The sequence below is a fragment of the Rubrobacter calidifluminis genome (assembly GCF_028617075.1).
Classification (GTDB): domain Bacteria; phylum Actinomycetota; class Rubrobacteria; order Rubrobacterales; family Rubrobacteraceae; genus Rubrobacter_E; species Rubrobacter_E calidifluminis.
On sequence record NZ_JAQKGV010000016.1, the window covers coordinates 70,805 to 82,320 of the forward strand.

At 67.3% G+C, this 11,516-nt stretch carries 13 protein-coding genes and 1 tRNA gene; 12 read left to right on the top strand and 2 right to left on the bottom strand.

Features of this window, described 5'->3' with window-relative positions:
• Positions 1-3 precede the first annotated feature (3 nt).
• The 3 genes from PJB24_RS12965 to PJB24_RS12975 all read left to right on the top strand — a co-directional run bounded on the left by PJB24_RS12965 (position 4) and on the right by PJB24_RS12975 (position 2,778).
• Positions 4-921, top strand: coding sequence for a carbohydrate ABC transporter permease (locus PJB24_RS12965; protein WP_273846483.1), 918 nt, complete (start codon positions 4-6; stop codon positions 919-921).
• 4 nt (positions 922-925) lie between these two features.
• On the top strand, positions 926-1,795 hold the full coding sequence (locus PJB24_RS12970; RefSeq protein ID WP_273846486.1) for a carbohydrate ABC transporter permease: 870 nt from the start codon (positions 926-928) through the stop codon (positions 1,793-1,795).
• 104 nt (positions 1,796-1,899) lie between these two features.
• Entirely contained in the window at positions 1,900-2,778 is an 879-nt protein-coding gene (locus tag PJB24_RS12975; protein ID WP_273846488.1) for a 3'-5' exoribonuclease YhaM family protein, read from the top strand.
• 24 nt (positions 2,779-2,802) lie between these two features.
• Here PJB24_RS12975 and tatB read toward each other — a convergent pair whose 3' ends face one another.
• Complete coding sequence (tatB, locus tag PJB24_RS12980) at positions 2,803-3,165, bottom strand: Sec-independent protein translocase protein TatB (RefSeq protein ID WP_273846490.1); 363 nt, start codon at positions 3,163-3,165, stop codon at positions 2,803-2,805.
• A gap of 101 nt (positions 3,166-3,266) precedes the next feature.
• Between tatB and PJB24_RS12985 the strand changes: the two genes are divergently transcribed.
• Positions 3,267-4,301: a zinc-dependent metalloprotease gene (locus PJB24_RS12985; protein ID WP_273846493.1), complete on the top strand. Its 1,035-nt coding sequence runs from the start codon at positions 3,267-3,269 to the stop codon at positions 4,299-4,301.
• Position 4,302: 1 nt separating this feature from the next.
• Complete coding sequence (locus PJB24_RS12990) at positions 4,303-4,635, top strand: hypothetical protein (protein WP_273846495.1); 333 nt, start codon at positions 4,303-4,305, stop codon at positions 4,633-4,635.
• Positions 4,636-4,644: 9 nt separating this feature from the next.
• Here the strand turns inward: PJB24_RS12990 and PJB24_RS12995 are convergent, their stop codons facing one another.
• Positions 4,645-4,938, bottom strand: a complete 294-nt coding sequence (locus tag PJB24_RS12995) for a hypothetical protein (protein WP_273846496.1) — start codon at positions 4,936-4,938, stop codon at positions 4,645-4,647.
• 107 nt (positions 4,939-5,045) lie between these two features.
• On the opposite strand from PJB24_RS12995, the gene selA reads away from it, so the two are divergent.
• The 7 genes from selA to hemC form a co-directional block, all read left to right on the top strand.
• On the top strand, positions 5,046-6,407 hold the full coding sequence (selA, locus tag PJB24_RS13000) for an L-seryl-tRNA(Sec) selenium transferase (RefSeq protein ID WP_273846498.1): 1,362 nt from the start codon (positions 5,046-5,048) through the stop codon (positions 6,405-6,407).
• Entirely contained in the window at positions 6,382-8,241 is a 1,860-nt protein-coding gene (gene selB / locus PJB24_RS13005) for a selenocysteine-specific translation elongation factor (RefSeq protein WP_273846500.1), read from the top strand. Before selA ends, selB begins: the two co-directional genes overlap by 26 nt.
• A 23-nt stretch (positions 8,242-8,264) precedes the next feature.
• Positions 8,265-8,356 (top strand) — tRNA-Sec (locus PJB24_RS13010).
• 35 nt (positions 8,357-8,391) lie between these two features.
• Positions 8,392-8,847 carry a cyclic pyranopterin monophosphate synthase MoaC gene (gene moaC, locus PJB24_RS13015; protein ID WP_273846502.1) on the top strand — a complete coding sequence of 152 codons (456 nt, stop codon included), beginning with the start codon at positions 8,392-8,394 and terminating at the stop codon, positions 8,845-8,847.
• Positions 8,848-8,935: 88 nt separating this feature from the next.
• Positions 8,936-9,505, top strand: coding sequence for a precorrin-2 dehydrogenase/sirohydrochlorin ferrochelatase family protein (locus tag PJB24_RS13020; RefSeq protein WP_273846504.1), 570 nt, complete (start codon positions 8,936-8,938; stop codon positions 9,503-9,505).
• On the top strand, positions 9,481-10,764 hold the full coding sequence (gene hemA / locus PJB24_RS13025) for a glutamyl-tRNA reductase (protein WP_273846506.1): 1,284 nt from the start codon (positions 9,481-9,483) through the stop codon (positions 10,762-10,764). The genes PJB24_RS13020 and hemA overlap by 25 nt, the downstream gene beginning before the upstream one ends.
• Positions 10,761-11,516 (top strand): hydroxymethylbilane synthase (gene hemC / locus PJB24_RS13030; RefSeq protein ID WP_273846507.1); only part of this gene is annotated, 756 nt, incomplete at its 3' end. The genes hemA and hemC, both read left to right, overlap by 4 nt.

Sequence of the window (11,516 nt, forward strand, 5' to 3'; positions counted from 1 at the left end):
CGGGTGACCACCGCAGCCAAGCCGCAAAGGCGCGGCGTAGGATGGCTCAAGGAGGAGTTCGGCAACCCCGAGCGCAGGACCGCCTACATCATGGTGCTGCCGGTGTTCGTGATCGTGCTGGCGGTAGCGTTCTACCCGGTGGCGGATGCGATCTGGCTGAGCCTGCACGGAGGCACGCCGACCATAACGGGCTCGTTCGTCGGGGTCCAGAACTACGTGAACATGTTCGAGAATCCCGACTTCCAGAGCGGGCTCGTCAACACGATAATCTTCACGGTGGCCAGCGTGACCATAGAGCTTGTAGTCGGGATGGCAATCGCGCTGGCGATAAACCGCTCCTTCAGGGGGCGGGGGTTGGTTCGGGCGGCGGTTTTGATCCCCTGGGCCTTCCCGACGGTCATCTCGGCCACGATGTGGCGGCTGATGTTCCAGGACCAGGTCGGCGTCATAAGCTACGTGGCGCACGCCCTCGGGCTGGTCAGCCATCCCATCCTCTCGGACCAGACGCTTCTCATGATCGCCTGCGTGATAGTTGACGCCTGGAAGACTACGCCGTTCATGGCGCTGCTCCTTCTGGCCGGGCTGCAGACGATTCCTGGAGACGTCTACGAGGCGGCGAGGGTGGACGGGGCCAACGCCATTCAGCGCTTCATCCGGATAACGCTGCCGCTTCTGAAGCCGACGATGCTCGTCGCGCTGCTGTTCAGGATCCTCGACGCCTACAGGGTCTTCGACCTGTTCTGGGTCTTGGGGGGACAGCAGCTCGAGTCGCTCTCGACGTTCGTCTACCAGTCGGTGAGGGTGAGCCAGCTCCAGTTTCCCGAGGGCAACGCGGCGGCGGTGTTCATCTTCATCTCCGCGCTGCTCATCGCGCTGTTCTTCATAAAGGTCCTCGGGATGCAGACCTCGACGGAGGAGTAGAGATATGAGCAGCACGAGCACGACCGTCCCGAAGAGGAAGAGGGGGGGGACGCTGCGTCTGAACATGGTCCTCTTCTACCTGTTCGTCACGCTCTTCGTTCTGGTGAGCGTGGCGCCCCTTCTGTGGGTGTTCAAGATGAGCATCGTCACCAAGACCGAGCTCTTCGCCTCGCCGCCGACCTTCCTGCCCCAGCACACGACCGGGAGCCACTGGCACACCATCTTCGCCAACAGGGACTTCCTGCTGGCCCTCAGAAACAGCGTGATCATCGCCGGGATAACCACCATAATCTGCCTGTTCTTCGGATCGATCGCGGCTTACGCGATAGCCCGGCTGCGCTTCCGGTTCAAGAGCACCGTGCTGACGTTCATACTGGCGGTGGCCTTCTTCCCGCAGGTGGCGATCATCGCCCCGCTCTTCAAGCAGTTCAGCGACATCGGCCTGATAAACACCTACTGGGCGGCGATAATCGCCGATACGGTCTTCGCGCTGCCCCTCACGGTCTGGCTTCTGGTGGCGTTCTTCAAGGAGCTGCCGAAAGACCTCGAGGAGGCCGCGAGGGTGGACGGGGCGACGACGCTGCAGGCCTTCCGGAAGGTCATCGTCCCGCTCGCCGCACCGGGGGTGTTCACGGCGGCGATCCTGACCTTCATCCAGGCGTGGGGCGATTACCTCTTCGCGCTGACGTTCCTGTTCACCTCCTCGACCCAGCCGGTTACGGTCGTCATCCCGAACTTCGCCGGGATACACACCATAGACTACGGCGCGCAGGCCGCCGCCGCGGTGGTCGTGACGGTGCCGCTTGTTATACTGGTGTTGATATTCCAGCGCAGGATAGTCTCCGGTCTGACCGCCGGAGCGGTCAAGGGATAACAACCAGCTAGAGAGGGAGCGTTCTGCAGAAGGAAGGATTTTGGGCCAGGGATCTGGAGCCGGGTATCAGGCTCAGCACCACCTTCCTGGCCGCCGACGCCGTGGTGCGCAACGACAGCCGCGGCGTACCGTACCTCTCACTGCGGCTGGTCGACAGGACTGGCTCGGTGGACGCGAGGATGTGGAAACTGCCGAAAGAGCTGCTCGACGGCCTCGACGGGCCGGAGTACGTGCGCGTTGAGGGCGTCACCCACGAGTACCGGGGGATGCTGCAGGTCAAGATAGAGCGCCTTACGGTCCTCAGCCGGGAGGAGGTGGACGAGGGGGACTACGTCCCGGTCACCGAGAGGGACCTTGCGGCGCTGGCCTCCGAGATGGAGTCGCTCGGAGAGGAGCTGGAGGATGTCTACCTGAAGCGGCTCTTGGACGCCATGGTGGCGGACGAGGATTTCTGGGCGGCCTTCTGCTCGGCCCCTGCGGCCAAGAGCATGCACCATGCGCGCATCGGGGGGCTGCTCGAGCACTCGGTGCAGTGCGTGCGGGTGGCTCGGGTACTGGCGGGGATCTACCCGGTCGACCGGGACCTGCTCCTGTTCGGGGCGGCCTTCCACGACGTGGGCAAGGTGGAGGAACTGTCCTGGAACGGGGGAGGTTTCTCTTATTCTGACCGGGGACGCCTGCAGGGACACGTGGTGTTGGGTGAGAGGATACTGCGGCGCTACATGGAAAAGGTCCCGGGTTTTCCCGACGAACTCGAGATGGAGCTCTCGCACATTCTGCTCTCGCACCAGGGCGAGCCGGAATACGGGGCACCAGAGCAGCCCCGAACGCTTGAAGCCCTGCTCGTGCACCACATAGACAACATGGACGCCCGGGTCGAGATGTTTTTGGCCGCTACAGAGAACGTGAGCAGCGGCGGGTGGAGCAGCCACGACAACCCGCTCGGACGGGCGCTATACGTGCCCCCCGGCAGAAAGGGTTAATCCGAAGAGTCAGCCCGGGGCGTCTCAGGAGGAGGACTGGCCGGTATCGCCTTCGCGAGGCGTACGGGATTCACCTTCCGGAAAGGACGCCCCGGTCCTTCCGGCGCGCTCGCGGGGTGGTTCGTAGTCCTCATCTTCCTCCCCCGCGTCAGCTTCCACCTGGTCCGCCCGGCCGCCATAGGGGTCTTCGAAGTCCTCGTCTTGTTCGAGGGTGCCATCCTCGCTCTCGGCGGTGAGCTCTTCTTTGATCTCGTCTATGGACTGGCGGGCCTCGTTGACGAAGCGACCCAGGTCACGCGCCATCTGCGGCAGCTTATTGGGGCCGAAGAGTACCAGCACGATGACGCCGATGATCAACATCTCCTGAAAGCCGATACCAAACCCCATGCAAGGAATATACCCCCTGCTTGGGTAGATGGCAACCGCAGAGAGATGCCAGGTGGCGTTATACTCAAGTCCATGATGAGCTTCCCGGAGAGGGAGAGGCGATGATCTCCTGGGGCGCAGCCCGCACCATAGCCGTGGCGATGGCCGCGCGTACCGAGAGGCGGCCTGTCGACGACGGGTTCGACTACCGGCTGGCCGCCCGCCGGGCTCTGACTCCTCTCTGCGATTTCACCGGCATCTCGCTTCGGGAGCCTTTCGAGGAGCGGCGGGTGCTTGTCTCCGACCGCGCGCGGTGGATAGACCTCAACATCGAGAACTTCGGTGCCGTCCTGGAACCAATCTTGAGGCAGGCCGCCGGGAGCACCGGAGATCTTGCGTGGGCGCTAGGCGGCGTGACGCTCACGGCCCAGGTCGGGGTCCTGCTCGGGTTCCTCTCCACGCGGGTTCTGGGCCAGTACGACACCGGCCCCCTCGCCGCGCGCCGGGAGGATGATGAGCCGGGCAGGGTCTTCTTCCTGGACGGGAACATCGCCTCCGCCGCCGCGAGGCTCGGGGTTCCACCCGACGGGCTCAGGCTCTGGATAGTGCTGCACGAGATGACCCACGCCCTGCAGTTCGAGGGGGCTGCCTGGCTCGGCGGGTACCTCGGGGATCTCGTGCAGGGGATGCTCGGTCCCCTCGTCGAGCGGCTCGGGTTGCGCGAGCTGCTGCGGCGTCTGGCCGACAACCTCTCCAGCGGGGGACGCCCGCTCGAGCTGCTGATGAGCCGCTCCCAGCGGGCGGCGTTCGAGCGGGTGCAGGCCGTGATGTCGCTCGTGGAGGGATACTCGGACTACGTGATGCACCGGGTGGGCAGGGAGATGGTACCCCACTACGAGTACATAAGCTCCGCGATGGCCCGCAGCCGGGAGCACCGCCCCCCGCTGGAGAGCGCCATCTTCAGGCTCACGGGGCTCGACCTCAAGATGGAACAGTACCGCCTCGGCGAGCAGTTCGCTGAGGTCGTCGCGAGCCGGGTCGGCATGGAAGGGCTCGGGCGTGTCTGGGAGCGGCCGGAGAACCTGCCGAGCCTCGCGGAGATCCACGACCCGGGACTCTGGTTGTCGCGTATGGAGTCGGAGCGGGAGGCAGGCTGAGATGGCTGATCCCGGAGAGAGAACCCGGGCGATAGGTTACGAGTTCGCCCGCGAGGACGAGGCGCGCGGCTGTGCCGCCGAGCTGGCGCGCAGGTTCTCCGAGCGGGAGATCGTGGGGCTCAGGATCTACAGGATACGGTGGAACGGAGACTATCTGGTCGAGGCGGTCTTCGGGGAGGGTGTGCCGGAGCAGCGGGTGCGGGATGCCCGGGCCATCCTCGGTGAGCTGGGGGCCCCCATCCGGGAGGAGGACCTCGAGGACTACAAACGCGCCACGGAGGCCGGCTTCAACGAGGGGCTGCCGACCTGGATCCGCCGGCTCTTCGGCCGCTGAGGGGCCCGGTCAGTCCTGTTGTCCTTCGAGGTTCCTTATCTGTTCGCGCAGCTCTTCGATCTCGCGCTCGAGGTAGGCTTCGCGGCCCCGCAGACGGGTGTAGCCGGACTCGAAGGTCGTTGCGAGGCCGTCCGTGACCCGGGAGAGAGCACTCCCCAGGTGGCGGGCGGAGATGCCGAGGCCCCCGAGCAGAGAGTGGCCGGCGGAGCGGGCCGCCGGGGTCGTGACGAAGGATCCGGCGGCGAAGCCACCCAGGGCGCCGAGAAGGACGCCGGCTAGAAACTTTGTAGATCCTTCCCTCAAGAGAAGAGTCCTCCCTGACCTCTCCGATACAGGAACTTCCAGCGGGGACCCAGTTTAGCATAGCCGCGTGGAGGTTCTTGCCGAGACCGTTATATACTGGCGGAGGTATGCGGGATTCCCTGAAGAAGGAGAGGTTGCGGGCGATACCTTCCGTCGATGCCGTGATGAGGTCGCCCGAGGCCGGCCGCGCCGCCGGGCGTTACGGGCGCGCCGCCCTGACCGGGGCGGTGAGGCGTGTGCTTGACGCCCGGCGCAGGGACATCCTCGAAGGAGCCGGAGAGGGAAAGGTCTACGTGGAAGATGTGGTGGGCGAGGCCGAGCGGGATCTCGCGCGGCGCGGGCTGCGGCGGGTCATCAACGCCACGGGCGTCGTCCTGCACACCAACCTCGGCCGTTCGGTCCTCTCGCGGCGAGCGGCCGAGGCGGCCTACGTCGCGGCGACCGGTTACTCCAACCTGGAGTACGACCTCGGGCGCGGGAAGAGGGGTTCCCGCTATGACCACGCCGTCTCGCTGCTCACGGACCTGACCGGAGCGGAGGACGCGCTGGTGGTCAACAACTGCGCCGGGGCGGCGCTGCTCGCGCTCACGGCCGTGGCCCGGGGAGGAGAGGTCATCGTCTCCCGGGGGCAGCTCGTCGAGATCGGAGGCGGCTTCCGCATACCCGAGGTGCTGGCCCTCTCCGGAGCGAAGCTGCGCGAGGTGGGGACGACCAACCGCACCCGGATTTCGGACTACCAGGCCGCGCTCGGGGAGGAGACACGGGCCATCCTCTGGGTGCACCAGAGCAACTTCGAGACGGTCGGGTTCACGGAATCCGTGTGGATCGACGAGCTCGCCTCGCTGGGCCTCCCGGTGATCGCCGACGTGGGCAGCGGGGCCCTTTTGCCGATCGCCGACGAGCCGCTCGTGCAGCGGGCGGTGAGGGACGGGGCTGCCATCGTGACGTTCTCCGGGGACAAGCTCCTGGGCGGTCCGCAGGCCGGGATTGCGGTGGGATCGTCACAGATCGTCTCGTCCATGCGATCCCATCCCCTGACCCGTGCACTTCGCGCGGACAAGATGTGCCTGGCGGCGCTCTCGGAGACGCTGCGGGCGTATCTGGAGGGCTCCGCCCGGGACGAGCTCCCGGCGCTCCGGATGCTCGCTGCCGCGCCCGGTGAGGTCGAAGAGCGGGCAAGGGCGCTCGTGTCCCGCATCGAAAAGAAACTCCCGGAAGTCCGGGTCGGGGTCGTACCCTCGGTGGCCCGCAGCGGCGGCGGTACGCTGCCGACGCACGAAGTCCCCTCTTTCGCCGTCAGGATCGAGGCGCACGATGCCGAAGGGCTCGCCGGGAGGCTTCGGGGGTTCGATCCCCCCGTCATCGGGAGGGTTCAGGACGATGCGTTGCTGCTCGATCTAAGGACGATGCTCCCCGGCGAAGAAGAGGAGGTGTGCTCCGCGCTTGCAGAAGCCTGCAGGGAAGTCTGAGGACAATCCCATAGCCCTGACTATCGGGACGGCCGGGCACATAGACCACGGCAAGACCACCCTGGTGCGCCGCATGACCGGCACCGACACCGACAGGCTCGAGGAGGAACACCGGCGGGGGATCTCCATCGTCCCGGGTTACGCGGAGCTCACGCTGCCGAGCGGTCGCCGGGCGAGCCTGGTCGACGTGCCGGGGCACGAGCGGTTCGTCAGGAACATGGTCTCCGGGGCGACGGGCGTCGATGCCTTCCTGCTCGTGGTCGCGGCGGACGACGGGGTCATGCCCCAGACGCGAGAGCACATGGACGTGCTCAGGATCCTCGGCGTCGAGCAGGGGGTGGTGGCGCTGACCAAGACAGACGCGGTCGACGAGGAGACGGCCGCTCTGGCCGAGCTCGACGTGGAGGAGTACCTGGAGTCGGTCGGGATAGAGGCCCCGGTGGTGCGGGTCAGCGGCGTCACGGGGGAAGGCGTGGGGGAGTTGCTCGAGGCCCTGGACCGCCTGGTGGAGACGGTGAAGCCGGGGCGCGGAGCGGAGGACGTCGCCCGGCTCCCCGTGGACCGGGCCTTCGTCCTGCAGGGGATAGGTGTGGTCGTGACCGGGACGTTGTGGTCTGGGGAGATACGGGTCGGGGATATGCTGTATACCTCCTCCGGGTTGCGCCCGAGGGTGCGCAGCATCCAGAACCACGGCCGTCCGGCCGAGATCGCCCGCCGGGGGGCGCGGACGGCGCTCAACCTCGCCGGGGTGGAGATCTCGGAGGTCTCCGCCGGTGACGTGCTGCTCTCCGAGCCCCATCCTCCCACGCGCATGATCGACGCAAGGATAAGGCTTTTGGAGGGGGCCCGGCCGCTCGGGCACGGTGTCCGGGTGCGGTTGCACCACGCCACCACCTCGGTCAACGCCCGGGTGCTCCTGGCGGGGCGGGAGAGGCTCGCGCCCGGGGAGAGCGCGCTGGGGCGTCTCAGGCTCGAAGCTCCGGTGGTGGCGTTCTTCGGCGACCGGTTCGTGCTGCGTTCTCTGGCTCCCCAGGTCACGATCGGAGGGGGGACGGTGCTGGATCCTCATCCTGCGGGACGGCGGCCGGACGAGGAGTGGCTCGGCGCGCTCGAGGATGGGGATCTCACGAAGATACTGCCGGCCGCCCTGCGCCGCTCTCCGGACTCCGGGCTCTCCCGGGAGGAGGTGGCGGAGCTTGTCCCGTCCTCCCGGGGCAGACTGCGGGGCGACGAGAAGATCGAGGGCGTCGTCTCCGTCGGCGGGATTTACGCCCTCGAGTCCGCCGTAGAAGAGGGGAAGAGGCGGCTGCTGCGGGCGGTGCGGGAGCGTTACGAGGGATCGCCCGAGAGCCCTGAGCTCTCGCTCGCGGAGGCGCGTGCCGCGACGGGTCTGGAGGAGCGCCTCGCCGACGCCGTCGTGGATGGGCTTGAAGAAGCCGGGAAAGTGAGGGTCTCCGAGGCCGGGGTGAGTCTCCCGGAGGCGGAGGTGCCCGAGGAGATCGAGGAGGGAGCGCGCAGGCTCCTTTCGCGCCTGCGCGAGGCGGGGGTGGAGGCGCCGACGCTGGAGGAGAGCCCGGAGCTTCGGCTGCTGTTGCGACGGGGCGAGGCGGTGAGGGTCGGGGAGAACATGTTCGCCGCCCGGGAGGTTGCGCGCAGGATGATCGAGGAGATAATCGCGTTCTGCAGGGAGTCGGACGAGGTGACCCTCGCCGGCTTCCGGGACCGCATGTCCACGAGCCGCAAGTACGCTCAGGCCTGGCTCGAGTACGCGGACGGAGAAGGCGTGACCCGGAGGGTCGGGGACAGGAGGGTCCTCACCCGCCGCTACCGCTAGGTTGCTGTATTAAAATCCGTCTCGGAATGCGTGGGCCTGGTGGCCCGGCCGGTCTTCAAAACCGGTTTGCGGCTCCGGGAGGGGCCGTGGTGGTTCGATTCCCCCGCATTCCGCAGCAGGTTTTTGTGAACTCTCGGAGATCGGTCGGTGATGGACGAGTTCTCGCACATAGACGCCGGGGGCGCCGCCCGGATGGTCGACGTCGGTGGGAAGCCCGTCGTCCGGCGCGCCGCCCGGGCGACGGGGCGCATCAGCCTCTCCCCTGGTACGGTGGATCTCCTGAGGCAGAAGGCGCTCCCGAAAGGGGATGCCCTCAATACGGCCAGGATCGCCGGGATCGTGGCCGCCAAGCGCACGCCGGAGCTCATACCGCTGTGCCACGGCATCGCTCTGAGCCACGTGGACGTCGAGTTCGAGGTCGAGGAGGACGGGGTCGTGATAGAGGCCACCGCCCGGGCTTCGGATCGGACGGGGGTGGAGATGGAGGCGCTCACGGCGGTGAGCGTCGCGGCGCTCACGCTCTATGACATGTGCAAGGCGGTGGACAAAAACATGCGGATAGAGGGCGTGAGGCTCCTCGAGAAGACCAAGAGCCCTTCAGAGTGAAGGACGATACGGAATCCCTTCCGGGCTTGTGAGAAGATCTCGTTACAGGAATAGTTCCTGTTCATGGATGAAGGCTGGTGGAGGTGCTTTGTCGGAGGAGCCCGCGAAAGAAGATTCCTTTCTCTATCCAGTGTTCTTCGACCTGCGCGGCCGGCGGTGCGTGGTGATAGGAGGAGGCGGGGTCGCGACCCGCAAGATCCTTGAGCTGGCCCGGGCGGGAGCCGAGGTGGTCGCCGTGGCCCCCTGCGTCGGGCCGGAGATCGTGCGTGTATGCAGCGAGGTGCATGAGCGGCCCTACCAGAGCGGGGATCTCGATGGTGCCTTCCTCGCTTTCGCGGCGACCGACTCCCGGGAGGTGAACCGGACGGTGGCGGAGGAAGCGCACCGGCGAGGCATCCCGGTGAACGTCGCCGACCGTCCGGCGGAGGGCGACTTCTCCCTCCCGTCGGTGCTCCGGCGGGGACTCCTTCAGGTCGCGGTCTCCACGAGCGGTGCGTCCCCCGCTCTGGCGCGCTCCATCCGGAGGCAGCTGGAGGGGTTGTTCGGGCGGGAATGGGAGGATCTCGTGCGGCGTGTGGGGGAGGCGCGGCGGCTGGGAGACCACGACGAAGGGCTCGAAGAGGAGGTGAGGGCTTGCTTATCGCGGTTGCGGGGATGAGCTACAGGACCACGCCGGTCGAGATCAGGGAGAAGGTCGCCTTCCCGGTGTGTGCCGGACGTAGCTTCCTGCGGCGCATCAGGGAGGAAGGGCTCGTTTCGGAGGCCGTCCTGCTCTCCACGTGCAACAGAACGGAGCTCTACGCCGTCCTGGAGGGCGAGAGGATGAGGGCACCGCTTCTGGCGGCGATCGCCGGGGACAGGGGGTTGGATCTCGCGACCCTGGAGCGCGAGATCTACTGGTTGACCGACGAGGAGGCCGTGAGGCACCTTTACCGGGTGGCGAGTTCGCTGGACTCCATGGTCGTCGGGGAGGCCCAGATACTGGGACAGGTGCGCGAGGCCTACCGCGTGGCGACGGAGGAGAAGGCGACCGGGCATATCATAAACCGGCTCTTTCACACCGCGCTCAGGATCGGCAAGCGGGTCCGGGCGCAGACCGGGATCGGGGACGGCTCGGTCTCGGTGCCGCACGTGGCGGCGAAGCTGGCCGAGGAGGTCTTCGGCGGGCTGCGCGGTCGGCGGGCGCTGGTGATCGGCGCGGGCGACATGAGCGAGCTGGTCGTCAAGCACCTGAGATCTCGCGGCATCAGGGAGGTGATGATAGCCAACCGCACCCCGGAGCGTGCCCGTCTGCTGGCCGATCGCCTGGAGGGGATCGCCGTCGGGTTCGAGGACATCGGCCGGGAGCTCGCGGCTGCGGACGTCGTGGTAAGCTCCACGGGCTCCGGAGAGTGGGTCGTCAGCCTGGAGGAGGTCGAGCGGGCCGTCGAGAGGCGTACGGCGCCGCTCTTCTTCGTCGATATCGCGGTGCCCCGGGACGTAGACCCCCGGGTGCAGAGCCTCAGAGGGGTCCACCTCTACGACATAGACGACCTGCAGGCGGTCGTCGAACGCAACGCCTGCGACCGGAAGGCCGCGGCGGAGGCGGGGGAGGCCATGATCTCCCCGGCCGTCGTGGAGTTCATGAGCTGGCTCTCGACCCTGGACGTGGTGCCGGTCATCAAAGAGATGAGGAACGAGGCGGAGAGTATCCGGCGCCACGAGCTGGCGCGGGCGCTGAAGAGGCTCGACCTCTCTCCGGAAGAGGAGCAGGTGCTGGAGAGGATGACCCACGCCATCGTCAACAAGCTGCTGCACGGTCCGATCCAGGAGGTGAAGTCCCGGGCTTCTTCTCCTCTGCAGAGCCCGGAGGTGCGGCGGCGCCTGTGGGAGCGGGAGAGCTTCGAGGTCGAGCTGCACGGGCCGAGGCGCGGATGAGCCGCCGACGTCTCGTGCTTGGCACCAGGGGCTCGCGGCTGGCTCTGGCCCAGGCTGACCTCTGCGCGCGGCGGCTGCGCGAGAGTGGCGGCCTGGAGGTCGAGATCAGAACCATAAAGGCGACGAGCGACCACCGTCCGGAGGAGCCGCTCTCGAGGATGGACGAGCGCGACGTCTTCACCCGCCAGCTCGACGAGGCCCTCCTGCAGGGCGAGATCGACCTGGCGGTCCACTCCTGCAAGGACGTCCCAACCGAGATCCCTCCCGGCATCTCCATCGTTGCCACCGTGGAGCGCGAGGACCCGAGGGACGTCCTCGTCTCCGATGGCCAGGCCTCCCTCGATGCCCTCCCCGCAGGCGCTACGGTCGCCACCTCCAGCCTCAGAAGACACTCCCAACTCCTCCACTTCCGGCCCGACCTGCATGTGGTCGAGATCCGGGGCAACATAGATACCCGCCTCCAGAAACTCGCCCGCGGCGACGCGCTCGCCCTCGTCCTCGCCCGCGCCGGTCTCCTCAGATTGAAGCTCGACGTAAGGTATACGGTCATGCCGGTAGAGACCCTCGTGCCGGCCGTCGGGCAGGGGGCGCTGGCGGTGACGATGCGGGAGGGGGATCCTCTGGCCGGTGTGGTGCGTGGGGTCCTCGACCACCGGCCCACGGCGGCCGCGGTCGAGGCGGAGAGGGCTTTTCTGCGGGCGCTGGAGGGCGGCTGCCGGGTTCCGGTGGGGGCGTACGCGGTGGTCGAGGGC